Source organism: Streptomyces sp. NPDC047072 (genome assembly GCF_040643855.1).
In the GTDB taxonomy this organism is placed as follows: domain Bacteria; phylum Actinomycetota; class Actinomycetes; order Streptomycetales; family Streptomycetaceae; genus Streptomyces.
Genome location: NZ_JBEYVC010000155.1, coordinates 1 through 25513, shown reverse-complemented (window position 1 = coordinate 25513; position 25513 = coordinate 1). Strand labels below are relative to the sequence as shown.

Annotated in this window: 26 protein-coding genes and 1 pseudogene; 17 read left to right on the top strand and 10 right to left on the bottom strand. The window is 71.4% G+C overall.

All coding sequences use genetic code 11. The annotated features are described in order from the left end of the window. Nucleotides 1-319 precede the first annotated feature (319 nt). Nucleotides 320-841, top strand: a complete 522-nt coding sequence (locus ABZ896_RS40895; RefSeq protein ID WP_360940487.1) for a hypothetical protein — start codon at nucleotides 320-322, stop codon at nucleotides 839-841. Here ABZ896_RS40895 and ABZ896_RS40890 read toward each other — a convergent pair. Beyond that, entirely contained in the window at nucleotides 774-1613 is an 840-nt protein-coding gene (locus ABZ896_RS40890; protein WP_360940485.1) for a DUF4184 family protein, read from the bottom strand. The genes ABZ896_RS40895 and ABZ896_RS40890 overlap by 68 nt on opposite strands. Nucleotides 1614-1921: 308 nt before the next feature. Here ABZ896_RS40890 and ABZ896_RS40885 point away from each other — a divergent pair, with 308 nt between their 5' ends. The 3 genes from ABZ896_RS40885 to ABZ896_RS40875 all read left to right on the top strand — a co-directional run bounded on the left by ABZ896_RS40885 (nucleotide 1922) and on the right by ABZ896_RS40875 (nucleotide 4928). After that, nucleotides 1922-3643 carry a lytic transglycosylase domain-containing protein gene (locus tag ABZ896_RS40885; protein ID WP_360940483.1) on the top strand — a complete coding sequence of 574 codons (1722 nt, stop codon included), beginning with the start codon at nucleotides 1922-1924 and terminating at the stop codon, nucleotides 3641-3643. Between the two features lie 145 nt (nucleotides 3644-3788). Then, entirely contained in the window at nucleotides 3789-3923 is a 135-nt protein-coding gene (locus ABZ896_RS40880; RefSeq protein WP_360940481.1) for an SPW_0924 family protein, read from the top strand. A 21-nt stretch (nucleotides 3924-3944) separates the two neighbouring features. Continuing rightward, nucleotides 3945-4928, top strand: coding sequence for a DUF3068 domain-containing protein (locus ABZ896_RS40875; protein WP_360940479.1), 984 nt, complete (start codon nucleotides 3945-3947; stop codon nucleotides 4926-4928). Here the strand turns inward: ABZ896_RS40875 and hrpB are convergent. Both hrpB and ABZ896_RS40865 read right to left on the bottom strand, forming a co-directional pair. Continuing rightward, nucleotides 4918-7425, bottom strand: coding sequence for an ATP-dependent helicase HrpB (gene hrpB / locus ABZ896_RS40870; protein WP_360940477.1), 2508 nt, complete (start codon nucleotides 7423-7425; stop codon nucleotides 4918-4920). The genes ABZ896_RS40875 and hrpB overlap by 11 nt on opposite strands. 4 nt (nucleotides 7426-7429) lie before the next feature. Beyond that, on the bottom strand, nucleotides 7430-8254 hold the full coding sequence (locus tag ABZ896_RS40865) for a class I SAM-dependent methyltransferase (RefSeq protein ID WP_360940489.1): 825 nt from the start codon (nucleotides 8252-8254) through the stop codon (nucleotides 7430-7432). Nucleotides 8255-8651: 397 nt separating this feature from the next. Between ABZ896_RS40865 and rpsA the strand changes: the two genes are divergently transcribed. From rpsA to ABZ896_RS40845, 4 genes are all read left to right on the top strand, one after another. Then, complete coding sequence (rpsA, locus tag ABZ896_RS40860; protein WP_360940475.1) at nucleotides 8652-10151, top strand: 30S ribosomal protein S1; 1500 nt, start codon at nucleotides 8652-8654, stop codon at nucleotides 10149-10151. A 239-nt stretch (nucleotides 10152-10390) separates the two neighbouring features. After that, nucleotides 10391-11329 (top strand): PAC2 family protein, encoded by a 939-nt coding sequence (locus ABZ896_RS40855; RefSeq protein WP_360940473.1) that lies wholly within the window; start codon nucleotides 10391-10393, stop codon nucleotides 11327-11329. 45 nt (nucleotides 11330-11374) lie between these two features. Next, nucleotides 11375-11992 (top strand): dephospho-CoA kinase, encoded by a 618-nt coding sequence (gene coaE, locus ABZ896_RS40850; protein WP_360940471.1) that lies wholly within the window; start codon nucleotides 11375-11377, stop codon nucleotides 11990-11992. Between the two features lie 50 nt (nucleotides 11993-12042). Further along, nucleotides 12043-12423 (top strand): tetratricopeptide repeat protein, encoded by a 381-nt coding sequence (locus ABZ896_RS40845; protein ID WP_360940469.1) that lies wholly within the window; start codon nucleotides 12043-12045, stop codon nucleotides 12421-12423. Between the two features lie 39 nt (nucleotides 12424-12462). Here ABZ896_RS40845 and ABZ896_RS40840 read toward each other — a convergent pair whose 3' ends face one another. After that, nucleotides 12463-12732, bottom strand: coding sequence for a DUF6343 family protein (locus ABZ896_RS40840; protein ID WP_360940467.1), 270 nt, complete (start codon nucleotides 12730-12732; stop codon nucleotides 12463-12465). Between the two features lie 100 nt (nucleotides 12733-12832). On the opposite strand from ABZ896_RS40840, the gene ABZ896_RS40835 reads away from it, so the two are divergent. From ABZ896_RS40835 to ABZ896_RS40825, 3 genes are all read left to right on the top strand, one after another. Beyond that, a complete protein-coding gene (locus ABZ896_RS40835) occupies nucleotides 12833-13732 on the top strand; it encodes an acyltransferase domain-containing protein (protein WP_360940465.1) in 900 nt (299 codons plus the stop codon). A gap of 102 nt (nucleotides 13733-13834) precedes the next feature. Next, nucleotides 13835-14524, top strand: a complete 690-nt coding sequence (locus ABZ896_RS40830; protein ID WP_360940463.1) for a class I SAM-dependent methyltransferase — start codon at nucleotides 13835-13837, stop codon at nucleotides 14522-14524. 89 nt (nucleotides 14525-14613) lie between these two features. Continuing rightward, nucleotides 14614-15081 (top strand): DoxX family protein, encoded by a 468-nt coding sequence (locus ABZ896_RS40825; RefSeq protein ID WP_360940461.1) that lies wholly within the window; start codon nucleotides 14614-14616, stop codon nucleotides 15079-15081. Between the two features lie 116 nt (nucleotides 15082-15197). Here the strand turns inward: ABZ896_RS40825 and ABZ896_RS40820 are convergent, their stop codons facing one another. Continuing rightward, nucleotides 15198-15803: an RNA-binding S4 domain-containing protein gene (locus ABZ896_RS40820; protein WP_360940459.1), complete on the bottom strand. Its 606-nt coding sequence runs from the start codon at nucleotides 15801-15803 to the stop codon at nucleotides 15198-15200. 612 nt (nucleotides 15804-16415) lie between these two features. Here ABZ896_RS40820 and ABZ896_RS40815 point away from each other — a divergent pair. Together ABZ896_RS40815 and pip are read left to right on the top strand one after the other, a co-directional pair. Continuing rightward, on the top strand, nucleotides 16416-17102 hold the full coding sequence (locus tag ABZ896_RS40815; protein WP_360940457.1) for a uracil-DNA glycosylase: 687 nt from the start codon (nucleotides 16416-16418) through the stop codon (nucleotides 17100-17102). A gap of 59 nt (nucleotides 17103-17161) precedes the next feature. Continuing rightward, nucleotides 17162-18124, top strand: coding sequence for a prolyl aminopeptidase (gene pip, locus ABZ896_RS40810; RefSeq protein ID WP_360940455.1), 963 nt, complete (start codon nucleotides 17162-17164; stop codon nucleotides 18122-18124). Here the strand turns inward: pip and ABZ896_RS40805 are convergent. Then, the gene (locus ABZ896_RS40805; protein ID WP_360940453.1) at nucleotides 18121-18780 is read right to left on the bottom strand and encodes a GntR family transcriptional regulator; all 660 of its coding nucleotides are present in this window, start codon (nucleotides 18778-18780) and stop codon (nucleotides 18121-18123) included. The genes pip and ABZ896_RS40805 overlap by 4 nt on opposite strands. 143 nt (nucleotides 18781-18923) lie before the next feature. Here ABZ896_RS40805 and ABZ896_RS40800 point away from each other — a divergent pair, with 143 nt between their 5' ends. Continuing rightward, nucleotides 18924-20396 (top strand): NCS1 family nucleobase:cation symporter-1, encoded by a 1473-nt coding sequence (locus tag ABZ896_RS40800; RefSeq protein ID WP_360940451.1) that lies wholly within the window; start codon nucleotides 18924-18926, stop codon nucleotides 20394-20396. Nucleotides 20397-20401: 5 nt separating this feature from the next. Beyond that, nucleotides 20402-21118, top strand: a complete 717-nt coding sequence (locus tag ABZ896_RS40795) for an aspartate/glutamate racemase family protein (protein WP_360940449.1) — start codon at nucleotides 20402-20404, stop codon at nucleotides 21116-21118. 9 nt (nucleotides 21119-21127) lie between these two features. Here ABZ896_RS40795 and ABZ896_RS40790 read toward each other — a convergent pair whose 3' ends face one another. The 4 genes from ABZ896_RS40790 to ABZ896_RS40775 all read right to left on the bottom strand — a co-directional run bounded on the left by ABZ896_RS40790 (nucleotide 21128) and on the right by ABZ896_RS40775 (nucleotide 23680). After that, complete coding sequence (locus ABZ896_RS40790) at nucleotides 21128-21586, bottom strand: GNAT family N-acetyltransferase (protein ID WP_360940447.1); 459 nt, start codon at nucleotides 21584-21586, stop codon at nucleotides 21128-21130. Then, the gene (locus ABZ896_RS40785; RefSeq protein ID WP_360940445.1) at nucleotides 21583-21996 is read right to left on the bottom strand and encodes a RidA family protein; all 414 of its coding nucleotides are present in this window, start codon (nucleotides 21994-21996) and stop codon (nucleotides 21583-21585) included. Before ABZ896_RS40785 ends, ABZ896_RS40790 begins: the two co-directional genes overlap by 4 nt. Before the next feature lie 86 nt (nucleotides 21997-22082). Next, the gene (locus ABZ896_RS40780; protein ID WP_360940443.1) at nucleotides 22083-23003 is read right to left on the bottom strand and encodes a GNAT family N-acetyltransferase; all 921 of its coding nucleotides are present in this window, start codon (nucleotides 23001-23003) and stop codon (nucleotides 22083-22085) included. Nucleotides 23004-23068: 65 nt separating this feature from the next. Beyond that, nucleotides 23069-23680 (bottom strand): hypothetical protein, encoded by a 612-nt coding sequence (locus ABZ896_RS40775; protein WP_360940441.1) that lies wholly within the window; start codon nucleotides 23678-23680, stop codon nucleotides 23069-23071. Nucleotides 23681-23801: 121 nt separating this feature from the next. Between ABZ896_RS40775 and ABZ896_RS40770 the strand changes: the two genes are divergently transcribed. Continuing rightward, entirely contained in the window at nucleotides 23802-24581 is a 780-nt protein-coding gene (locus ABZ896_RS40770) for a nucleotidyltransferase domain-containing protein (RefSeq protein WP_360940439.1), read from the top strand. A 158-nt stretch (nucleotides 24582-24739) separates the two neighbouring features. Further along, a pseudogene (locus ABZ896_RS40765) lies at nucleotides 24740-25513 on the top strand (FUSC family protein); the annotation flags it as partial.

Sequence of the window (25513 nt, the reverse complement as noted above, 5' to 3'; positions counted from 1 at the left end):
ACCACCAGAAGTTCACGGTGCCCGTCCACCGCGACCTGCCCCACCGCGCGGTGCTGTTGATTGAGATGTGCTGGGTAACGGACGCCGGCCGCTGCGGGCGGACACCCCCCGCCCCCGTCCCCTGCGCGCCGTACGCGGGTGACGGTCCAAGGGGGTCCAGGTGAGAGCTTTTAGGGGCGCGGGGAACTGCGCGACCAGCCCCCACCGGGCCGCACTCGCCAAATCACCGAACCCGGCACTTCAATAGGCGCCCGGTCCCCTCACCCACGTGGCCCCCGTCAACACGCCCCCACCACTCCCGCCCGGCAAGGATGCGCCCATGGGTATACGCATGCTCCACCGCCGGACGGCCCCCGTGCGGACGCAGGCTCAGGCGCACGCCGACAAGGCGCGGCCCTTCGTTCACCGCGCTGTTCCGGCCCACGCGTCCCGTGCCGGTACGCCCCGTGTGCCGGTCGATCTGGAGACGCTGCTGCGGCGGGCGAAGGAGAGGGCGGCGAACTCCGACCTGCCTGGTGATCTCGTGGCCTTCTTCTGGCGAGCGGCATCCGGTGACAGCTTCCCGGCCCACCTCGCCCGCGCCCTGCGCCAAGCCCTCACGGACACCCGGCACCGCCTGACCAACGGCACCCTGGCCGCCGTAGACCAGCAGGACCCCGCACCCGGCCCCCACCCCTGGACCGAACTCGCCCTCGCCTATCTCGCGCTCGTTCTCACGCTGCTGCCCCGCTCGCGGCCCCTGCCCACCCTGACGGTGTTCGTGGCCGACGCCGTCAGCGCCGTACCGCCAGGCTCGGCTCAAGACCGTCGTCGGACACCCGCGCCGGACGCCACACCCTGACGCCCACGGCGTACAGGAGCAGGCCGAGGACCAGTCCGGCGCCCACTCCGAAGCACGCCGTCGGGATCAGTTCCCAGGGCTTCGCGAGGGAGCCCCAGACGGCCCACCACCGCACGACCCGCTGCGCCGTCCCCACCACCACGCACGCGCCGATGACGGCGGCGGCCCACCACCGGTCCCGCGCCGACAACAAGGGCACCCCGGTCGGCCCGCCCCGCGCCCGGCGCAGCGCGTGGACGCAGAACGCCGCGATCACGAGCGCGGCGAGAGCGGAGCCGCCGTACTGGAGGTACCAGTAGAGCGGGGAACCGGCGAACGTCCGTCCGAGGACGGGGAAGAGCCGCATCCCCCAGCGGTCGTGGTGCGTGAACGCGTCCCACACGACATGGGTCAGCGCACCGAGCGCGGCGGAGACGTACCACCGCACCACCAGTGAGGGCCGCACACGTGCGCGTGGCGCCCCGCAGCGCAGCAATGTCGCCACACCGCCCTGCCGGCCGCGCGGCAGCAGTGCCACCAGCGGCTCGCGCACCAGCAGCCAGAGCCACACCAGTGCCCAGGCGACGAGTACGTCGACGGTGAAGACGCCCGGAAACGAGTGCGTGACCGTGCCGAACTCCATCGCCCCGGACAGGACACTTGCCGCGTAGTAGGTCATGTCGGGGGAGAAGGATCCGGCCACCAGGACGGCCGGAACCAGCTGTGCCCGGCCGCTCCCGTCGGCGCGCACCGCGGGCAGGACGGCCGCCGCATGGCTCAGGGTGAACGGCAACAGGGCTCCTCACGACGGGTGTTGGCCGGACGGTGGCCGCGGTGATCGATTCCGTCCAGTATGCGGGACGCGCCCGCGCACCGATCGAACATGGCCAACCGGTGAATATCGGGCACGAACGGGTGCCCGCGGAAAGGAAGTTGTCGTAGGGTCGCACGGGTTGTGGCACCAGGGCCGCTGGAGTCGAACGCGTGCACCAGGAATTGACCCGCGTCACAGGGGCAACCTCCAGGGCGGCTCGACCGTCACAACGGGCGAGGGTGACAGACACAGACGGGCGCTCGGGCGTCCACGGGAGGGGTTCGTTTATGGCGGCGCAATTCGGCAGGAGGCTGCGCAAGGGGGCCACGACGACAGCCGTGGCCGCGCTCGCGGTCGCGGCACTGTCCGCCTCCCAGGCCCCGGGAGTGACCGCCGACGACAACGGCAGACAGACCTCGGCCGGAGCCTCCTCGCCCGACCCGTCCGCCGGCGACGGCGCGACCGGCAACTCGCCGTACTACACGGACCTGCCGCCGCTGAACACCCCGAGCCCCGCGCCCACCACCACCGACCCCTCCGCGGGCTCCGGGATCGACACCAGTACCGCGGGCATACCCGCGACCGTCCTCGACGCCTACAAGAAGGCCGAGGCGGAACTCCAGGCGTCCAAGCCCGGCTGCAACCTGCCCTGGCAGCTCCTCGCCGCCATCGGCCAGGTCGAGTCCGGCCAGGCCAGCGGAGGCCGGGTCGACGCCGACGGCACCACTACGTCGAAGATTCTTGGCCCGCAACTCGACGGCAACGGCTTCGCGCTCATCCGGGACACCGACAACGGCGCCTACGACGGCAACAGCGCCTACGACTCGGCCGTCGGGCCCATGCAGTTCATCCCGTCCACCTGGGCGTGGGCCGGCCGCGACGGCAACGGCGACGGGGTCAAGGACCCCAACAACGTCTACGACGCCGCCCTCGCCGCCGGCCACTACCTCTGCCGCTACAACTGGGACCTCTCCAACAGCGGCGATCTCGCACGCGCGATCCTCAGCTACAACAACTCGCAGCACTACCTGGACACCGTGCTGTCGTGGCTGGAGTACTACCGCAAGGGCACCCACGAGATCCCGGACGGCACCGGCGACATCCCCGGCAACCGCAGCGACGGCAGCACCGGTACCAGCACCGGCGGTGCGAGCAGCTCGCCCTCCACGCCGACGAAGCCGAGCACACCCAGCACTCCGAGTACTCCGAGCCCGACCCCGCCCAAGACGCCGGTCCCCAGCACGCCGGCCACGCCGACCCCGACGCCGCCCACCCCCACCGAGACGGTGGACCACCTGGAGGACGCGGGGACCGCCACGCTCACCGCGACGGCGGGCGACGCGTTCGCCCAGGCCATCAGCACCAAGGCGGAGGACGCGGACGGCAAGGGCGTCGCCAAGGTCCGTATACGGTTCACGATCGTCGGCGACACCGACGCCACCTTCACCGGCGGCGAGAAGGTCGCCACCGCCCTCACCAACAGCTCCGGCGTGGCCGTCGCCCCCGCGCTCCAGGCGGGCGAGACGACCGGCGGCTTCACGGTCAGCGCCACCCTCATCGGCCGTACGGTCACCGGCCCCTCCTACAAGGCCACCGTCACCGAGCGGGTCGCCGACACCCTGGCGCGCACCAGCACCACCGACCTGACCTGCGCCCCGAGCGGCCAGTTCGCCGACGCGGTCGAGGTGAAGGCCACCTACAAGGACGCGGTCGCCGACAAGGTCGCCGCCACCGCCACCCTCATCAAGTCGGCGGACGACCCGACCGCGAACGACAAGGGCCCCTACTTCAAGGACGCCGACGGCAACCCCGTCCGCACCCTGACGGGCCTCACCACGGACGCGGACGGCCTCCTGAAGCTGCCTCAGCTCTACTCCGACGACACCGCCGGCACCTTCGTGCTCCGCATCACCACCGCGGGCGGCGCGACCCTCGACGTCACGCTGACCGTGGCGGCCCCCGCGGACACCACCGCGAGCCCCTCGCCCAGCCCCAGCGCGACGTCGTAACACCCTGCCGCTTTCCGAAGGGCGTCCTCTCCGCTACGGCGGACAGGGCGCCCTTCGCCTGTGTGCGACCTGTTCTCATCTGGTCCGGGCGTTGCTACGGTGCCAGACCTGACGATGTATCAGTTCCCGTTGGCAGGGAGGCAGAATGCGCGCCCTGATCGCCGCCGTGACCGGTCTCGCCCTCGCGTTCGCCCTTGTCCTCACCGTCACCGCGATGGGGTCGCCGGCCGGGAAGACCTCGCCCAAGCCCCTGCTGACCACGGTGCCCGCACACCCGTAACCGTCCGCCCGGGAGGCCGAGATGCGCCGCAAGACCAGCCTGGTCCTGCTCGCCCTCGCCGTGTTCTTCGCGGCACTGTCCCCGCTGCTGCGCTGGTACGCCTTCCCGCGTCTGGCCAAGATCCCGGCCAACCAGTACCAGGACATGGTCCTGGAGGCGAAGGACGCGACCCTCCTCGACTACGGCACGATGACCGCCAAGCAGGTCCCCAAGGTCACCATCGTGCAGACCCTCAAGGGAAACGTGGAGGCCTCCGAGAAGATCGAGAAGACGGTCGGGAAGGACGTCGTCGTCTGGGACGGGCTGTCCTACGTCCAGGGCCCCGACGGCAAGATGGTCTCCGAGATCCCCGAGCGCTACATCTTCGACGCCCACAGCCAGGCCCCGGTCCACGCGGCCGGCGAGATGGTCGACGGCGACCCCGTCAAACGCACCGGCATCGAGTTCAAGTGGCCCTTCCTGACGGAGAAACGGGACTACGAGTACTTCGACGCGCAGACCCGCACCACCAACCCCATCCACTACGAGGGGACCCGGACCTTCCGCGGTGTGAAGGTCTACTACTTCGAGCAGACCATCCCGTGGACCAAGGTGCCCTTCCCCAAGACCATGCCGGTCAAGGGCATCACCCCCGAGTCCGTCGCCAAGACCGGCACCACCCGCTGGTACACCACGGTCCGCAGGTTCTGGGTCGAGCCCCTCACCGGCGCCCCCGTCTACGGCGAGGAGATCCACAAGGAGGAGCTGCGCGGCGGCTCCCTCCTCGGCGGCCGCGAGAAGGTCACCGCCTTCGCCGGGCACGTGAAGATGCGCGAGGACTACATCGAGCACACCGTCGACCTGGTGAAGTCCAACCGCCTGCTCGTCCTGCTGATGACGTCGTACCTCCCCTGGGGCTTCCTGACCCTGGGCGTCCTCCTGCTGGCCCTCTCCCTGTGGCTGGAGGCCCGCAGCCGCCGCCCGGTGCCGGTGACGGCGGACGAACCCGAACCCGTCACCGCCTGAGCCGCGCGTTCGTGTACCGCGTCGGCTCGGCGGCCGCCGGGTCCTCCGGCCACGGGTGCTTCGGATAACGGCCGCGCAGCTCCGCCCGTACGCCCTTGTAGCCGTCCTTCCAGAAGGAAGCGAGGTCGGCCGTGACGGCGGCGGGCCGCCCGGCGGGGGAGAGGAGGTGCACGAGCAGCGGCACTCCGGCGATCTCCGGCGTGGCCTGGAGACCGAACATCTCCTGCAACTTCACGGCGAGCACCGGCTGTTCGGGGTTGCCGTAGTCGATCCGGATTCTGGACCCACTCGGTACGGCGATCCGCTCGGGCGCCAGCTCGTCGAGCCGTAGGGCTTCGCCGGAGGACCAGGGGAGCAGCCTCTTGAGCGCGTCACCGGCGTCTGTATGCGCCAGGTCGGCCCGTCGTCGGGCGCGGCTCAGCTCCGGCTCCAGCCACTCGTCCACGCGCGCGTGGAGCGCGCTGTCGGAGACCTCGGGCCACGGGTCACCCAGGTGGTGGTGCAGGAACGCGAGCCGCTGGCGCAGTACGTCGGCGTCGGGCGTCCACCGCAGCAGCCGTAGCCCCTCCTGACGCAGCCCTTCCAGAAGCGCCTCGCGTACGAGGACGGGGTCGGCGTTCCTGAGCGGCCGTGCCGCGAGCTCGATCGCCCCGAGCCGCTCCACCCGCCGGGCGACCACGTCTCCGTCGGCCCAGTGGACCTCCTGGCGCTCGGAGTACAGCGACGCGGCCGCCGACCGGGCCGTTTCCTCGTCGATCACGGCGGCGAGCTGCACGCGCGCGTGCCCCTTGCCGACGGGACGGTCCGCCACGGCTACGGCGATCCAGGGGGCGCCCCTCAGGGGTGAGGCGTCGGGGAGTTCGGCGCGGGTGCCGGAGGCCATGAGGTACGAGCCGCCGTCCGCCTTGGCGACCCGCTCGGGAAAGGCCAGGGCGGCGACGAGACCGGCGACGCCGTCCTCGCCGGTGGTCGGGGGGCGGTCCACCGCGCTCGCCTCCGACGAGGGGGTGCGCAGGCGTCGTACCTCCGCCCGCCACCGCCCCGCGTAGGCGTCGCTCCCGCGCCGGGCGGTGCGCAGTGCGGCCGCGAGGTCGTCGCCGTAGTCGCGCGGTGCCTCCTCGCTCAGCAGGGCCACGACCTCGGCGGCGCGCTCGGCCCCGGCCGGCCCGGCCGCGTCCAGGAGTGCCCGTCCCAGCCGTGGATGCAGCCCCAGCCGGGCCAGCCGTGCGCCCCGGCCGGTAGCCCGGCCGTCGGAGTCCACCGCGCCCACAGCCGTCAGCACCTCCCGGGCCGCCGCCATGGCCCCGGCCGGCGGCGGGTCCAGCAACGCCAGCCCGGAGGCGTCCGCATCGCCCCAGCAGGCCGCCTGGAGCGCGAACGCCGTCAGGTCGGCCACCTGGATCTCCGGTGCCGGGAAACGCGGCAGGCGGGCGTCCTCGGCCTCCGCCCAGCACCGGTACACCGCACCCGGCGCCTCACGCCCGGCGCGCCCCGCCCGCTGGCGCCCGGACGCCCGGGAGGCCCGTACCGTCGCCAGCGCGCTCAGCCCGCGCGCGTGGTCGACCCGAGGCTCCCGCGCGAGGCCGGAGTCGACCACGACCCGCACTCCGGGCACCGTGAGGGACGACTCGGCCACCGCGGTCGCCAGCACCACCCGCCGCCGCTCACCGGGCACCAGCACCGCGTCCTGCACGGCCGCCGGAGCCCTGCCGTGCACCTGGAGCACGTCCACGTCGCCGAGACCGCCCAACTGCCCGGCGACCCGCGCGATCTCGCCCACCCCGGGCAGGAAGCACAGCACGTCCCCCGCCCGCTCGGCCAGCGCTCGCCGCACCACCGACGCCACGTGCGCGAGCAGCGCGGGATCGACCCACATGCCGTGCGAGGGCCGTACCGGACGGGCCGGCGGCGCCCACACGACCTCCACGGGGTGCGCGACGCCCGCCGCCTCGACCACCGGCGCGCCGCCCAGGAGCCCGGCCCAGCCCGCCGCGTCGGTCGTCGCGGACGCGGCCACCAGACGCAGCTCCGGCCGCAGGGTCTGCCGTACGTCCCACAGGAAGGCGGCCGCCGTGTCCGCGTCCAGATGCCGCTCGTGGCACTCGTCGAGCACCACCACGTCGACGCCGGCCAGCTCCTGGTCGCGCTGGAGCCGCTGCAGCAGCACACCCGTCGTGACGACCTCCACGCGCGTGTGCCGCCCGACCACCCGCTCGCCGCGCACCGTGTACCCGACGCTCTCGCCGGCCCTCTCGCCGAGCAGCCACGCCATCCGCCGGGCCGCGGCACGGGCGGCGATACGGCGGGGCTCCGCGACGACGACCTTCCGCGCGGGCGAGCCGTCGAGCAGTCCGGACAGGGCAAGCGGGACGAGCGTCGTCTTGCCGGTGCCGGGAGGAGCGACGAGAACGGCGGTGCCGTGCCCCTCCAGGGCGTCGTTCAGGGCCGGAAGGGCGCCGTGTACGGGAAGGGCGCCCAGAGCGTCGTAACGGATCACACCCTCAGTCTCGTACGCACACGAAGATCGCCGTGCCCGGGATCAGGTTGCCCCGTAGCGGCGACCAGCCGCCCCACTCCGAGGTGTTCCAGACCGGCCACTGCGGTTCCACCAGGTCGACCAGGCGGAAACCGCCGGCGACCACGTCACGGACCCGGTCGCCGATCGTCCTGTGGTGCTCCACGTAGACCGCCCGGCCCTCCTCGTCCTGCTCGACGTAGGGCGTGCGGTCGAAGTACGACGCCGAGACCGAGAGCCCCTCGGGGCCGGGCTCGTCCGGGAACGCCCAGCGGATCGGGTGGGTCACCGAGAACACGAAGCGGCCGCCCGGGCGCAGGACCCGGCGCACCTCCTTGAGGACCAGCACGGGGTCGGCGACGAACGGCAGCGCGCCGTACGCCGAGCAGGCCAGGTCGAAGGAGGCGTCCGCGAAGGGGAGCGCGCCCGCGTCGGCGCACACGAGGGGGAACGTTCCGCCGATCCGCAGCGCGTGCTGGAGCTGGCGGTGGGAGATGTCGAGGGCGACCGGGCGGGCGCCCTGCGCGGCGAGCCAGCGCGCGCACTGGGCCGCGCCCGCGCCGATCTCCAGGACGTCCCTGCCCTTGAGATCCTCGGGCGGGCCGAGCAGCTCCGCCTCCACCTCGTCGAGACCCTCGGGGCCCCACACGAAACGGTCGTCGCCGAGGAACGTGCCGTGCTCGACCTGGTACTCGTCGGCGTTGCGGTCCCACCAGCCGCGGTTGGCGCGGGCGCTCTCCGAGACGTCCGCGTCCCGGCGCGTGGCCTCCGGCTCGGGGTCCGACTCGTGTGATGTGCGCTCTTGGATGATCGGCTCCCTCGTATTAGTGTGCGGGCACTTCGGTCCGCCCCGTAGTGGTGGCCGTTCCCGTCCTGGGTGCCGTCACAAATGGGGCGTCGGCACGCGCGCGTGGCCTCGTGGGACACGTCTTGTGCCGGGTATGCGGCGATCCGCCCCGGGTGTGCGCCTTCGCGCATTGACCCTGTCCGGCTGCCCCCGTATGCTACAAGTTGCGCTGCGGGCCTGCGCACCTCAGACGTAGCAGGCTGCGCTCGCATCTGTCGTATGTCCCCTCGGTTTTCGAGGCGTGCCATCGGTTTTCATCGGATGGGGCGCTTCCTTGGCTGTCCGGCTTCTTCAGAGCGATACGGGCTCCCGGCGTAGCAGTACCTACGACTTCAATGTCCGTACCGGAGCCCTTTCCCACATGACGAGCAGCACCGAGACCACCGCCACCACCCCGCAGGTTGCGGTCAACGACATCGGTAACGAGGAAGCCTTCCTCGCCGCTATCGACGAGACGATCAAGTACTTCAACGATGGCGACATCGTCGACGGCGTCATCGTCAAGGTTGACCGGGACGAGGTTCTCCTCGACATCGGTTACAAGACCGAAGGTGTCATCCCGAGCCGCGAGCTCTCGATCAAGCACGACGTCGACCCCAACGAGGTCGTCGCCGTCGGTGACGAGATCGAAGCCCTTGTTCTCCAGAAGGAGGACAAGGAAGGCCGCCTGATCCTCTCGAAGAAGCGCGCCCAGTACGAGCGCGCCTGGGGCACCATCGAGAAGATCAAGGAAGAGGACGGCATCGTCACCGGTACCGTCATCGAGGTCGTCAAGGGTGGTCTCATCCTCGACATCGGCCTCCGCGGCTTCCTCCCGGCCTCCCTGGTCGAGATGCGCCGTGTTCGCGACCTCCAGCCCTACGTGGGCAAGGAGCTCGAGGCCAAGATCATCGAGCTGGACAAGAACCGCAACAACGTGGTCCTGTCCCGCCGTGCCTGGCTGGAGCAGACCCAGTCCGAGGTCCGCCAGACGTTCCTCACGACCCTCCAGAAGGGTCAGGTCCGCTCCGGTGTGGTCTCCTCGATCGTCAACTTCGGTGCCTTCGTGGACCTGGGTGGCGTCGACGGTCTGGTCCACGTCTCCGAGCTCTCCTGGAAGCACATCGACCACCCCTCCGAGGTTGTCGAGGTCGGCCAGGAAGTCACCGTCGAGGTCCTCGACGTCGACATGGACCGCGAGCGTGTCTCCCTGTCGCTGAAGGCGACCCAGGAAGACCCGTGGCAGCAGTTCGCCCGCACGCACCAGATCGGCCAGGTCGTGCCCGGCAAGGTCACGAAGCTGGTTCCGTTCGGTGCGTTCGTCCGCGTGGACGAGGGCATCGAGGGTCTGGTCCACATCTCCGAGCTGGCCGAGCGCCACGTGGAGATCCCGGAGCAGGTCGTCCAGGTCAACGACGAGATCTTCGTCAAGGTCATCGACATCGACCTCGAGCGCCGTCGCATCAGCCTCTCGCTGAAGCAGGCCAACGAGTCCTTCGGTGCCGACCCGGCCTCGGTCGAGTTCGACCCGACCCTGTACGGCATGGCCGCGTCCTACGACGACCAGGGCAACTACATCTACCCCGAGGGCTTCGACCCCGAGACCAACGACTGGCTCGAGGGCTACGAGACCCAGCGCGAGGCTTGGGAGGGCCAGTACGCCGAGGCGCAGCAGCGCTTCGAGCAGCACCAGGCCCAGGTCATCAAGTCCCGCGAGGCCGACGAGGCGGCTGCCGCCGAGGGCGGCGACGCCGCGGGTGCGGCTCCGGCCGCGGGTGGTGGCGGTTCGTACTCCTCCGAGGGTGCGGACACCTCCGGTGCGCTCGCTTCCGACGAGGCGCTCGCTGCGCTTCGCGAGAAGCTGGCCGGCGGCCAGAGCTGAGCGCTCACTGAGCAATAGCTCTTGAACTGAAGGGCCGTACCTTTCGAGGTGCGGTCCTTCAGTGTTTTTTGGCTGCGGGCCGGTGGGGGCTGGTCGCGCAGTTCCCCGCGCCCCTGGGGAGTCGGCGCCGGCCCTCGTTATTAAATCCCGCTAAGAGAGGGGCTGATCAGGGGCTGGTGTGGGAATGCCCCTGCTTCAGGGGGCGTTGACGCGTATGAACACGAGGAGGAGCGGTCACTGTGCTTGATCCGCAGGGTTTGTACGCATGGGAGCCGAAGGGGCTCGCCGTGGTCGACATGGCGCTCGCCCAGGAGTCGGCCGGTCTTGTCATGCTCTACCACTTCGACGGGTACATCGACGCGGGGGAGACCGGCGACCAGATCGTCGACCGGATCCTCGACTCGCTGCCCCACCAGGTCGTCGCCCGCTTCGACCACGACCGGCTCGTGGACTACCGGGCCCGCCGCCCGCTGCTCACCTTCAAGCGCGACCGGTGGACGGACTACGAGGAGCCCACCATCGAGGTGCGGCTCGTCCAGGACGCCACCGGGGCGCCCTTCCTGCTGCTCTCCGGCCCCGAGCCGGACGTCGAGTGGGAGCGCTTCGCCAAGGCCGTCCAGCAGATCGTGGAGCGGCTCGGCGTCCGGCTGTCCGTGAACTTCCACGGCATCCCGATGGGCGTCCCGCACACCCGCCCGGTCGGCCTGACCCCGCACGGCAACCGCCATGAGCTCGTTCCCGGCCATCGCAGCCCCTTCGACGAGGCGCAGGTGCCCGGCAGCGCCGAGTCCCTGGTCGAGTACCGGCTCATGGAGGCCGGCCACGACGTCCTGGGCGTCGCGGCGCACGTCCCGCACTACATCGCGCGCTCCCCGTACCCGGACGCGGCCCTGACTGTCCTGGAGGCGATCACCGGGGCCACCGGCCTGGTCCTGCCCGGCATCGCGCACGCCCTGCGCACCGACGCCCACCGCACCCAGACCGAGATCGACCGCCAGGTCCGCGAGGGCGACGAGGACCTGGTCGCCCTGGTCCAGGGTCTAGAGCACCAGTACGACGCGGCGGCGGGCGCGGAGAGCCGCGGCAACATGCTCGCCGAGCCGGTGGACATCCCGTCGGCGGACGAGATCGGCATGGAGTTCGAGCGCTTCCTGGCGGAACGGGAAGGCGACAACTGAGGTCCCAGGGGTGCGGTGTCAGCGGCAGCGCCTAAGCTGCGGGGCATGCTGACTGTGGGCCTGACCGGAGGAATCGGCGCCGGCAAGAGTGAGGTGTCGCGGCTGTTCGTGGAGCACGGCGCCGTGCTGATCGACGCGGACCGGATCGCGCGCGAGGTCGTCGCGCCGGGGACGCCCGGCCTCGCCGCGGTCGTGGACGCGTTCGGCGCGGACGTGCTCGCGGCCGACGGGAGCCTGGACCGGCCGAAGCTCGGCTCCATCGTCTTCGCCGACGCCGACAGGCTGGCCGTCCTCAACTCGATCGTGCACCCCCTGGTGGGCGCCCGCTCCCGCGAACTGGAGTCCGCCGCCGACGCGGACGCCGTCGTCGTGCACGACGTCCCGCTCCTCGCGGAGAACTCCCTCGCCGCCCTCTACGACGTCGTCGTCGTGGTCGACGCGAGCCCCGAGACCCAGCTGGACCGGCTCGTGCGGCTGCGCGGCATGACCGAACAGGACGCACGCGCGCGTATGGCCGCGCAGGCGACGCGCGAGAAGCGCCGGGAGATCGCGGACATCGTGATCGACAACGACGTACCCCTGGAGGAACTGCGCCGACAGGTACGGGACGTATGGGCGGATCTCGTGCGCAGAGCACACGCGTCCCACGAGACGCAGGAATAGCGTCCTCCCGACCGGGCGTTGAACCTTTCCAGTGAGGGAAGGGATGTGCCGTGCCCGAGACCAGCGGTTCCACCGGACGTACTCCGGAGACGCATGTCATCGACTTCCGCGCCGCCGAGCAACTGCTCGCCGCGCGGGACCCGCGGGGTGCGGTGAAACTGCTCGACCAGGTCATCGCCGCCCACCCGGAGAACACCGCGGCCCGGCTGCTGCGCGCGCGTGCCTTCTTCGCGGCCGCGCAACTGCGCCCCGCCGAGCTGGAGTTCACCATCGTGCTGGAGCGTGAGCCGGACAACGCCTTCGCCCACTTCGCGCTCGCCCGCACCTATGAGCGACAGGGACGGTCCGACCAGGCCAGACGCCACTTCCGGCTGGCGGCGGCACTGGACCCGAAGCCGGAGTTCCTGAAGGCGGCGCGCTTCGACTCCTGAGCGCCCCGAGCGCGGGCGCCGGATCATGTCGTACGACGGCTACCGGCGTCCTCCGCTCTCCGGCGGGCGGTACGGCGGGATGTCGGGGCCCGGCTGGTAGTGCGGGCCCTGGCGGACGTGCCGGAGGATCATCGTCAGGTCGACGGTGATCACCAGCCACAGGACACCGCAGGCCACGGCCCATCCGGGGCGCCCCGCGACGGCGAACGCGACGGTGCCGAGGACCGCCCAGACCAGCCCCCACACGCTCAGCCAGAAGCGCGCCCGCAGTGCACTGCGCGCTGTCGTCGGCTCACTGCCCGTACGCATTCGGATTCACCGCTCCTGCTTGCAACGTACTCTTCGAGACGGACGTCGACCAACGAGGCCCGGACAGGTCGACCACAGAGGCCGGACAGGGGGTGACCGCGTGCTTCCGGACGCCGACGAGCTCGCCGAGACGCTGGTGGAACTCGCAGTACCGCACGAGGACGTCAACGAACTCGTGCGCGTGGGCAGGCGTGTCACCGACGACCCCGAACTGCGGCGCTTCCTGGAGCACTCCGTCGAGGAACTCGTCCGGCACATCGGCACGATCGGCGATCCGATCGACCTGCCCGAGCTGGACTGGCCGGCCGGCGCGCTCCAGCGCTGCTTCCCCGTGTACGTCTTCGTGGCCGCCTTGCCCCACGTCCGCGCCTACCACCGCTCACGCGGCATCCCGGCCGACGTGTCCCGGCGCAGCCTCGCCGACCTCGGCCGGAACATGGCCGTGCACCGGCGGCGGTACGGCCGGACGGGCGTGCAGACCGTGGGGTGGCTCACCAACCACTTCCGGGGCGCGCTGTACCAGCTGGGGAGGCTTCAGTTCGAGCGGACGACGTACGGGCCGTGGCACCGGCGGACGCTGGTGGCCGCCGGACTGGACCTCGCGCCCGGCACACCCTGTCTGAGCCTCCACATCCCCGACTTCCTCGGTCCGATGTCCCCGGCCGCGTGCGAACGCTCGCTCGCCCTGGCCGTCGACTTCTTCGCCCGGTACTTCGCCGAGGAGGCGCACGGGACCGTCCTCTGCCACTCCTGGCTGCTCGACTCGCAACTGAAGGAGCACCTGCCCGCGGACTCCAACATCGTCCGCTTCCAGGAGCGTTTCCGGTTGGCGCCCCAGGACCTGGAGCCGGCGGACACCGAGCCGGTCCAGTTCGTGTTCGGGGATCCCGAGCTGCCGGTGGAGGGCCTGCCGCGGCGGACGGTGGTGGAGCGGGCGGTGGGGGATCATCTGCGGGCGGGTGGGCACTGGTACATCGGGCATGGGTGGTTCTCGCTCTAGGCGGGGGGCTCCGGGGAGGGCTCGGCACTCTGGGGTGCCACTCGTACGGGTGAACGTGTTCGGGGTGGGAACGGCCGTGCGGGGGTGGGCCGTTGGACGGGCATGGAGCTGAAGAAGCGAGCGGGACATCAGGGGACGGGACCCGGGGCGATCACCCCGGACGGGTGCGCGGTCGAGCTCTACTCACGGCTGCCGGTGGGAGCGGAGCCGGACATCATCGCCGGGGCGGTGCCGGCGGGTGCGCGGATTCTCGAACTGGGCAGCGGGGTCGGCCGTATGACGCATCCGCTGGTCGAGCGGGGCTTCACGGTCACGGCGGTGGACGAGTCCGCCGAGATGCTGGAGCGGGTGCGCGGGGCGAAGACGATATGCAGTCCGATCGAGGACCTGGATCTGGGGGAGCGGTTCGACGCGGTGCTGCTCGCGTCGTTCCTCGTGCACACCGCGGACCTGGAGGTGCGGCGCGGACTGCTGCGCACCTGCGCGGCACATGTCGCGGCGGACGGCTGTGTGCTGGTGCAGCGGGAGGGCGCGGACTACCACACCGAGGTGCCGCGCGAACGGGTCGATCCGAGCGGCTTCACGGTACGGATCGCGTCCTCCGAGCCGATCGCCCCGGGCGTCAACTCGGTGCGCGCGGAGTACGAGTTCCCGGACGCGAGCTGGACACAGACGTTCCGGGTACGGCCGTTGACCAAGGAGCAGTTCGAGGAGGCGCTGGCGGAGGCGGGGTTGAGGGTGGACCGGTATCTGACGGAGGACGGGATATGGGTGCGGGCGGTGCCGGCGTGAATCGGGTGCGGTCTCGTCGATGAGTTTCCGGGTGGGGGGCGGTCTACCTCTGCGAAAGCACCAAGGACCGCTTCCCACAGGAGACTCCGATGTCCGAGACCACCGTCCCCGTCACCTCCGCCGCTGCTTCCCGCACCGCTTCCGTCGTCGTCGGTGAGTCCGCGACTCCCCGTGGGCGCCGTGCCCGGATCGCCCTGCGCGCCCTGCAGGTCGTGCTCGCCCTCTTCTACATGATCGCGAGCGCGCTCCCCAAGCTGATCGCGCACCCCTCGGCCGTCGAGGGCTTCGACAAGATGGGCTGGGGCCACACGGGGATGTACATCATCGGCGTCCTCGAACTGGCCGGTGGGGTCGCCCTGTTGATCCCGGTGCTCCAGTCGGTCGCGGCCGTCGCGCTGAGCGGGCTGATGGTCGGCGCGTTCGTCGTCCAGATGAGCTACTTCGACGGGGAGAACGCGGCGACACCGCTCATCCTCATCGTGCCGCTCGCCCTGATCGCCTGGGCCCGACGCGGCCACAACGCCGACCTGCTGCGGCTGGTGCGACGACGGTCATGACCGGGAGACGGCCCGGCGGCCGCTGCGGTGAGGTCGGTCCTGCCCTTGCGGGGGCGGGGCCGGCCTCACCGTGGTGGCTGACGTGGGTGGGGGCCCGTCGATATCGGTGTGGGAGGTCAGTGGGTTTCGTCGTCGCCGGAAGTGCCGCGGCGGCCTGAGCCGGTGGGGCGGCTGCTGCCCTCTTGGAGGCCGCGGAGGCGTTCCAGTTCGCGGCGGTCGCGCTTGGTGGGGCGGCCGGCGCCGCGGTCGCGGATGCCGATGGGGGCGACGGCCTGGCGGGGCGGCGGCGGGGGAGAGTTGTCGATGTAGCACTGGGCGGCCACGGGGGCGCCGACCCGCTTGCGGATCAGGCGCTTGACGATGACGACGCGTTCCCAGCCCTCCTGGCGCACCCGCACCTCGTCGCCGACGCGCACGGAGTAGGCGGGCTTCACCCGCTCCCCGTTCACACGCACATGGCCGCCCCGGCAGGCGGTGGCGCCCAGGGAACGGGTCTTGGCCAGGCGTACGGACCAGATCCAGCTGTCGATCCGCACGGTCTCGCCGTTCTGCGGCGCGGCGGCCTCGGCGGCGGCGATGGCGGCGACGATCTTCGGGTCCGGGGTGTCGGTGGGGGCGGACCCGGTGCTCTTGGCGTTCCGGCTCGCGTCCGCCGACTCGGTGCCGTCGGCTGCCGGGCCGGTCCCACCCGTGTTGTCGTCGTCCGCGCGCTCCAGAGCCATGCCTCGACCTTAGTACTCGGTGCGGTCGGAGTCGGACGGGATTTCTGGGACGAGGACCGGAGCGGGGGCAGGGGGCCAGTGCAGAGACTGATCCCGGCGGCGGGGGCAATCGGGGCTCCACCGCACCCCGGCCCGATGGCCTCTCACCTCACCACCCTCAGCCGCCTCGCTTTCCATCCCGGGCTGGCGGTCTTGCCTCGCGGCCACTTGGCCTTCCATCCCGGGCTGGCGGTCTTGCCTCGCGGCCACTTGGCCTTCCGTCCCGGGCTGGCGGTCTTGCCTCGCGGCCACTTGGCCTTCCGTCCCGGGCTGGCGGTCTTGCCTCGCGGCCACTTGGCCTTCCGTCCCGGGCAGTCCCCTCTCCCGGCCGTCTCCACCCCAGCCCGGCCGTTCTGTCCCGTTGGACGTCCCTCTCCGCTCGGCCGTCCCGCCTCCCGGCCGCTCCGCTCCGGCGTCCGGCTCGGCCCGGTCGTCTCGCTCCCCAGCCACTCCTCGGCGGCCGGTCTTCCCACCCTGCCTTCCAGTCCCGACCGGCCCTCAGCTCTGCACCGTCCGCCCCTTGGCCAGCCCACCCACCCCCTGCTCCGCCCGGCGCCCCCGTACCGTGGAGCCATGGACGCGCTTGTCGAACTCGATCGCCGGGTTGCCGGATGTCGGGCCTGTCCGAGGCTGGTGGCGTGGCGGGAGGAGGTGGCTCGGGTCAAGCGGGCCTCCTTCGGGGACTGGACGTACTGGGGGCGGCCGGTGCCCGGGTTCGGGCCGGTGGACGCGCGGTTGCTGATCGTGGGGCTGGCGCCGGCGGCGCACGGGGGGAACCGGACGGGGCGGATGTTCACCGGGGACCGGTCGGGGGACGTGCTGTACCAGGCGCTGTACGACGTGGGGTTCGCCTCGCAGCCGACGTCGGTGGCGGCGGACGACGGGCTGGAGCTGTACGGCGTGCGGGTCACCTCGCCCGTGCACTGCGCCCCGCCCGAGAACAAGCCGACACCGGGGGAGCGCGACACCTGCCGGCCCTGGCTCGTACAGGAGCTGACCCTGCTGCGGCCGACGCTGCGCGCGGTCGTCGTGCTCGGCGCCTTCGGCTGGCAGGCCGCGCTGCCCGCGTTCGCCGCGGCCGGGTGGAGCGTGCCCCGTCCGCGGCCCGTCTTCGGACACGGCACGCGCGTCCCGCTCGACGGCCTGGACCTCTTCGGCTGCTTCCACGTCAGCCAGCGCAACACCTTCACCGGCAAACTCACCCCCGAGATGCTCCGGGACGTGCTGCGCACGGCGGCGGAGGCGGCGGGACTGCCGTAGAGCGGAGCGGCTGCAAAAAGGGCGTGCCCTGGGCGTCGTAGAAGATCTAATCTGCCCCGATGGGCCTGTATCCGGAGATCGAACCGTACGACCACGGCATGCTCGACGTCGGTGACGGCAACCGCGTCTACTGGGAGACCTCCGGGAACCCGGACGGCAAGCCGGCGGTGGTGCTGCACGGCGGGCCGGGGTCCGGGTGCACGCCGTGGGCGCGGCGGCTGTTCGACCCGGCCCTGTACCGGATCGTGCTGCTGGACCAGCGGGGCGCGGGGCGGTCGACGCCGCCGGCGAGCGCGTACGACACCGACATGAGCGTCAACACGACCCCGCATCTCATCGCCGACCTGGAGCTGCTGCGGCGGCATCTGGGGATCGAGCGGTGGCTGGTGCGGGGCTTGTCGTTCGGGTCGGTGCTGGGGCTGCGGTACGCGCAGACGCATCCGGAGGCCGTGACGGAGCTGGTGCTCGTGGGGGTCGCGACCGGATCGAACCCCGAAGTCGCCTTGCTGACCAGGGGACTTGGGAAGATGTTCCCGGATGCCTTCGAGAGGTTCGTCGGAGAACTGCCTGTCGAGGAGCGGTCCGGGAACCTCGCCGCCGCCTACAACCGGCTGCTGGAATCACCCGACCCCGAGGTCCGGGCGCGGGCGGCGCGGGCGTGGACCGACTGGGAGACCGCGATCGAGCCGTCGCCGCCGAGGTCGGTGCCGCGCTACGAGGACCCGGTGTTCCGGCAGGGCTTCGCCCGTACCGTCACCCACTACTGGGGCAACGGCCACTTCCTGGGCGAGGGCAACGACGAGGGCGTCGTCCTGCGGGACGCGCCGCTGCTGAAGGACATCCCCGGCACCCTCGTCCAGGGCAGCCTCGACCTCGGCAACCTGCTGGGCACCGTGTGGCGGCTCCACCGGGCCTGGCCCGGAAGCGAGTTGGTGCTCATCGACGACGTGGGACACAACGCGGGGGCGCCGGACGTGGCCCAGGCGCTGGTGGCCGCCACCGACAAGTACGCCCGCCGCTAGGTCAGTTCGGCCGAGTCACCGAACAACTGCCGTACCGTCGACTCGTAGTTGGTCCGTACGTGCGTCAACGCGTGCGTGCGGGCCCGTTCCGGGTCGCCGGAGGCGATCGCCTCGTACAACTCGCGGTGTTCGACGAGCAGTTGGCCCCACTCCTCGTTGCGCCGGGTCAGCCAGCGCAGTCGCCCGGCGACCGGCTCCAGCGCCTCGATCAGCAGGCTGTTGCGGGCCATGGCGACGATGCTGTCGTGCAGGCGGCTGTTGACGTCCGTGATGGTCTCGGCGTCCGCCGCCTCGGTCGCGGCGGCCGCCTGGTCGAGGAGTTCCTGGACCTCGGCCAGGTCCTGCGGGGTCGCGCGGGCCGCGGCGAGCCCGGCGGCGTACACCTCCAGGGCCTCGCGCAGTTCGAAGAGCTCCTTGACGTCGTTCGGGGTCAGCCGGCGCACAACCGTACGGCGCGGGGTCTCGAAGTGGACGAAGCCCTCCGCGACCAGCCCGCGGATCGCCTCGCGGACCGGCACCCGGGAGACCCCGAGACGGTCGGCCAGCTCTCTCTCGACGAGTCGGTCGCCCGGCCGCAGCCGCCCCGCGATGATGTCCTGCCGCAGTGTGGCCAGGACACGCTCGCGCACCGCACCGAGGGGTTCGATCTTCGTCATGGGCCCATCTTCGCCGACGCGAGGGGTCTTTTACGGAGCCGTAACAGGACGGACATCGGTCAAGATGCTTGACGGCGGCACCATGACCGCAGTTTGGTATACCAAACGGCTGCAGTCCTCCGTCCCCCGTCCCTGGAGGCCCCGTGTCCCTCGCCGACAGCGCCGAAGCCACCGGCACACCAGCGTTCGTCCCCGATCCCCGGCTCACCAACGAAGACCTCGCACCCGCGGGCAAGCGGAACTGGAAGGTCTTCGACCTCTTCGCCATGTGGATGTCCGACGTCCACAACCTGGGCAACTACACCTTCGCCGCCGGTCTGCTGGTCCTCGGCATGAACGTCTGGCAGGTCTTCACCTCCCTGCTCGTCGGCTTCGTGCTCATCTACGTCGGCATGAACTGGATGGGGAAGATCGGCCAGCGCCACGGCGTGCCGTTCCCCGTCGTCAGCCGCATCAGCTTCGGCGTCTGGGGCGCCAACATCCCGGCCCTCATCCGGGCCGTGATCGCCATCATGTGGTACGGCATCCAGACCTACCTCGCCTCCGTCGCGGTCAACGTGATGCTGCTGGCCGCCTGGCCGGGACTGGAGTCCTGGACGCACAGCTCCTTCCTGGGACTCGACGCGCTCGGCTGGGTCTCCTTCGTCTCGCTCTGGCTGATCCAGGCGCTGATCATCAGCCAGGGCATGGAGTCGGTCAGGAAGTTCCAGGACTTCTGCGGCCCGGCGATCTGGCTCGTCATGATCGCCCTCGCGGTCTGGGTGCTGGCCAAGGCCGGCTGGAGCATCTCGCTCACCACCACCCCGCACCCGGTGTCGGTCGGCGAGCAGTGGCGGCAGTGGTTCGGCGCGATCGGACTGATCCTCGCCACCTACGGCACGCTGATGCTCAACTTCTGCGACTTCTCCCGCTTCGCGCCGGACTACAGGACCGTGCGCCGCGGCAACTTCTGGGGCCTGCCCATCAACTCCACGGCCTTCGTGGTCGTCTCGGTGATCGTCACCGCCGGCTCCCTGGAGGTCTGGGGCCAGGCCATCACCGACCCGGCCGAACTCGTCGCCAAGGTCGGCAACACCTGGGTGATGGTGCTCGGCGCGCTCACCTTCGCCATCGCCACCATGGGCGTCAACATCGTCGCCAACTTCGTCTCACCGGCGTACGACCTGGCGAACGTCTGGCCGCAGAAGATCACCTTCCGGATCGGCGGCATGATCAGCACGGTGGCCGCGCTGGTCGTCACCCCCTGGAACCTCTTCTCCAACCCGACCGTCGTCAACTACTTCCTCGGCGGCCTCGGCGCCTTCCTGGGCCCGCTGTTCGGCGTGATCATGCTCGACTACTACTGGGTCAAGAAGGGCCGCGTGAACGTCGACGAGCTGTTCGACGCCACGCCCGGCTCCCGCTACTACTACCGCCGGGGCGTCAACCCCAAGGCGCTGTGGGCGTTCCTGCCCGCGGCGGGCGTGGCCGGTGTCCTCGCGCTGGTCAAGACGTTCAGCGACGTCGCCCCGTACTCGTGGTTCATCGGTACGGCCCTCGCGGCCGGACTGTACGCGCTGCTGTGCCGCAGCGAGCGCAGCGCCCCCGCTTCCGTCGAAGAGCCCGTGGAGGTCTGAGAGACGTGCGGATCGTCGTCACCAACTGCAACACCACGCAGGCGATGACCGAGGAGATCGTACGAGGTGCCCGGGCCGTGGCAGGCCCGGGCACCACCGTGCTCGGGCTGACCCCGGCGTGGGGACCCGAGTCGGCGGAGGGCTGGCTCGACAGCTATCTGTCGGCCGCGGCGGTCATCGACCTGCTGCGCACCTACGACGGTCCCGCCTACGACGCGGTCGTGATGGCCGGCTTCGGCGAGCACGGGCGCGAGGGCGTCCGGGAGCTGGTCGACGTGCCGGTCGTCGACATCACCGAGGCGGCGGCCCATCTGGCCTGTCTGCTCGGCCGCCGCTACGGGGTCGTGACCACTCTGGAGCGCTCGTGCGGGCAGATCGAGGACAGCCTGGAACTGGCCGGGGTCGGACGGAACTGCGTCGCGGTGGCGGGCACCGGGCTGGGCGTGCTGGAGCTGACGGACCAGGAACGCACCGAGACGGCGTTCCTGGCCGCCGCCGAACGGGTCCGGGAGGCCGGCGCCGAGGTCCTGGTCCTCGGCTGCGCCGGGATGACCGGACTCCAGCGCACGGTGGGGGAGAAGCTGGGGCTTCCCGTGGTCGACGGGGTCGCGGCGGCGGTCAAACTCGCCGAGTCCCTGGTGGAGTTGGGGCTGACGACCAGCCGGGCGGGGAGCTATGCGCGGCCAGTGGCGAAGCGGAGGACCTGGGGAGCGCCGTCCTGACCCGGAGGCTCAGGGCCGCCACACGTACCGCACATCCGGCTCCTTCTCCTCGTTCCCGCTGCCGTCCGTGTACTCCTCGGCGACGAAGCCGTGCCGCTCGTAGAACCGGTGGGCGGGCTTGTTGACCTGGAAGGTCCACAGGTGGAGCCCGCCCGGAGCGCGGTCCTTGGCCAGCGCGACGAAACGGTCGCCGAGGCCGCGGCCCCGCCAGCCGGGGTCGAGATAGAGCTGGGAGAGCAGGTCGGCGTTGAGCACCATCAGCCCCACGACCCGCCCCTCGGCCACCGATTCGGCGACCCAGGTCTCGCGGTGGGGTATCACCACGTCCCGGATGTAGTCCCGCACCTCGTCGTCGGAGCGGGGCCGGGTGACCGTGGGCAACGCGGCGGTGAACGACCGCAGATAGACGTCGGCCGTTGCGGCGGCGTCGGGGCCGGTGGCCCGCCGGATGACGACCTTGCCCGTCATGCCGTCGCCCCCTCGGGCACCACGGCCGTGGCCGTGATCTCCACGAGCTGGCCCGTATACCCGAGACAGGCGACCCCGATCAGGGTCGACGAGTGCGGGCCGACGCTGAGCCCGGACGCCTCGACGACCTCCCACACGGCGGACAGCGCCGCGGTCTCACTGCTCACGACGTACACGTCGGTGTACAGCACATGCTCCAAGTCGCTGCCGACCGCCCGCAGTTGCTCGCGGAGATTCACCATCACCTGCTCGGCCTGCCGCACTGGATCCCCCTCGCCTACGAGGTTCCCCGCACCGTCGAGCGGTACCGACCCGGCGAGGAACGCGAGCTTCGTGCCCGCCTCGACGACGGAGGCGTGGGAGTAGGTGGGCGGCGGAAACAGGGCGGGCGAGGTGACGCGACGAATCACGAGGACTCCAGGGGCAGCCGACGGACAACCTCCCGATCATCCGGACCGACGCACCCGCTCCGCACCCGAATTTCCACGAGCCCAGGTCAGAGCGCCGAGAGCCCGCCGTACGGTGTCTCGACCCGCCATCCCCCTTCCCGGGCCACCTGCTCGAAGACGTCGATCTTGTACGCGAGTCCTTCGGGCTCACCGATGTCGCACCAGTCATGCGCTCTGGCCCGTGTCTCCGTCCCACGCACCAACGGCCGTCCGCGCACGGCCAGATGCAGCGCCAGAGTCGAGCGCGCATACAGCCGAACGGCGTCGAATCGGTCCTGTGTCCACCCGTACTCCTCGCTCTCCCGAAGGCTCAGACGCCCGCCGTCGCTCCCGGCGACGAGGAGCGGGACGAGCCGTCCTTCGCTGTCGGTCACCAGGAACGTCAACTCCTCCTCGCCGGTCTCCCGGACCTCGTAGCGAGGCAGATACGACAGCCGGGCGAACCCCAGTGCGTGCTTCCACGAGGTGACCCACAGTCCGCGCCGGAGGTAGTAGCGAACGGTCTCCTGCCAGGTCCAGTGGGTGTCCAGCCGGAGTCCGTGCAGCCCTTCGGCGCGGCAGGCGTCGTAGACCAGGTCGAGGGCGGACGAGGCGAGCCCCTGTCCGCGGGCGACGGGGTGGACGTAGAGAGAGGTGACGCGCAGCGCGCCCGTGCCGACCCGCCAGGTGTCGACGGCGACGGTGCCGAGGGGCTTCCCACCGGGGTCCTCCGGCGAGCGGATCCAGTACCGCACCCGGAATTCGTCGGCCCGCCCGCACTCGCGTCCCTCCGCCCCCAGCCGGAGTCGCCACCGCTTCTCCGCCGTCAGGGTGAGGGAGTCCGGGTCGACGCACTCGCCGAAGGCGCCCTCGGCGAGTGAAGCGAGATCCCAGAGCCCGAACCGGCGGCCTTCGCCGAAGGCCACGGGGGACAACTCGGGGGCCGCCGCCAGGCGTTGGTGCACACGGGTGACCTGATCGTCCTTCATGAGCCCGGAGCGTAGGAAGGAGAACCGCCGGCCGGCGCCCCTTGAGCACAGTCCGACCTGCGAAGTCATCCTGGCGACGGACCGTGCTCCTGTTCACGCATCCGGCGTTCGCACTCCTGTGCAAGGTTCGGGTACGCCTGGGCGATGGCCGTGTAGATCCTGCGGCGGAGCAGCTGCTCGGCGGCGACGCGACCGGCGCGGCCGGACGACAGTTCGTCGAGGAGGTCGTCGTAGCGGGTCAGCCGACGTCGGAGCCAGTCGACCTTCCAGCGGTCGAGCGAGTCCCCCGGCGGCTCGCCGAGGTGGTCGCGATGCTCGGCGGCCAGCGCCGTCAGTCTCTCGGCGGTGAGTACGGGCACGTCGATCGGTTCCGCCGCGATCCGGGCGAGCACCTCACGTCGTCTGCGCGACACCGCCTCCCGCACCGCGGCCGACCGCCGGGCGGCCACCGCCGCGACGGCCTTGAACTCCTCGCTCCGCTCGGCCGCCTCGACCCGCTCGACGCGGTAGAGACGGGTCTGCGGGGCCGTACGGAAACACGGGTTCTCCCGCCGCAGATCGGGCTCGCCGAGCAGTCGGCGGATCATGCCGGCGGTCCAGCCGCGGGCCCGTAGCCCGGCGGCGGAGAGGTGGGTGCGGTGCGCTCCAGGGTCCGGATCCTTCTCGTACATCGTCATCAGTGGTTCCCCCGTCGTCGTTACGCTGAGTGACGACTCCATTAGTAACGCCTGCCACTGACAACGGCCTCGGCGCGTAATCGTGTGGAGACCTCCGGCGGGGCTCCGTACGCTGCGCCCCATGCCCACCCCGCTCTCCGACGACTCCGACTTCCTCGACGCCACCGCCGACCGCCTGGCCGCCCTCCCCGCCGTGCGGGCCGTGGCGCTCGGCGGCTCCCGAGCCCAGGGGACCGCACGGCCGGACAGTGACTGGGACCTGGCGGTCTACTACCGGGGCGCCTTCGACCCCGCCGACCTGCGCGAGGTCGGCTGGGAGGGGGAGGTGTCCGAGATCGGCGGCTGGGGTGGCGGGGTGTTCAACGGGGGCGCGTGGCTGACGATCGAGGGAAGGCGGGTCGACGTCCACTATCGCGATCTCGACTTGGTGGAACGGGAGTTGGCCGAGGCGGAGGAAGGGCGGTTCCGGGTGGAGCCGTTGCTCTTCCATCTCGCCGGGATTCCGAGCTATCTGATCGTCGCGGAGCTGGCGATCAACCAGGTGCTGCGGGGTGAACTCCCGAAGCCCGCCGGGTATCCCGAGAAGCTGCGGGCCTCGGCCGCCGGTCGCTGGCACGGCACCGCCCGCGCCACCCTCGCCTACGCCAAGGCCAACCACGCCCCGGCGGGCCGACCGACCGAGGTCGCGGGAGCCGTCGCCACCGCCGCCGTACAGGCGGGTCACGGGGTGCTGGCGGCGCGGGGCGAATGGGTGACCAACGAGAAACGGCTGCTGGAGCGGGCCGGCCTCAGAGGGGTGGACGACCTTCTGACGCACCTGCGCCCCGACCCGGCGGCGCTGCTGCGGACGATCACCGCCGCCGAGCAGCTCCTGGAGTCGAGTTCACAAAGCTGGAGTTGAGTTCATAAAGAACGTGGTCTCTACAGACATCGTCACACGCGAGTAACACGAGCGTCCCGATCCGTCCAAGAACGCGATCTACCGTGGAGATCACAGCCCGTAGCCCGGCCACCGTCGCCCGAAGGCACACCCCCGCCTCCCCAGCCGACAGGAGCCCCGTGTCCTTTGCCCTTCCGCCCTGGCTCGCCCATGCCCTCCGTGCGCAGCGGGGGCCGATCCCGTGGAGCGCGGTGGTGCGGGGCGCGCTGTCCGCCGGGCCGTTGCTGCTGGCCGCGGTCATGGCCGGGCGTACCTCGCTCGGGGTCGTCGCCGCCATCGCCGCGATGCTCGCCGGGATCAACGACCGGCCCGGCAGCCGGCGGGCTTCCGTGCGGCGGATCGGGGTGCCCGCGGCCGCGGGGGCGGTCGGGATGTTCGTCGGGACGTACGCCGGGGACCGGGTCGGGGCCGTGACGCTCAGCGTGCTGCTCACCCTCGTGGGGCTGGCCGCAGGGAGCGTCAGTGCCATCGGACCCGTCGCCTCCGCGGCCGGTACGCAACTGCTCGTCGCGTCCGCCATCGGGGCCGGCATGCCGTTGCCGGAGGCGGGCTGGCAGCGCGCGCTCGCCTACCTCGCCGGAGCCGTGTGGCTGCTCGGACTGCGGCTCGTCCTGCCCACGCCCGGCGCGATCGCCGGGGACTTCCGGTTCGACGGGGAGCGGGAGGCGGTCGCCAGGGTCTACGACGCCGTCGCCGACCTCCTCGACGCCGTAGGGACCGGTCGGGCCACGGCCCGCCGCGTCGCCCTCACCGCCGCCCTCGACCACGCGCAGGACGCCCTCACCGGGCCCCGGCTGCGGCGCTGTGCCAGCTCCGCCGCCGAGCGACGGCTGCACGCGCAGTACGCCGCCGCGCTGCCGCTCGGCGAGGCCGCCACCGCGCTGGGCATGGGC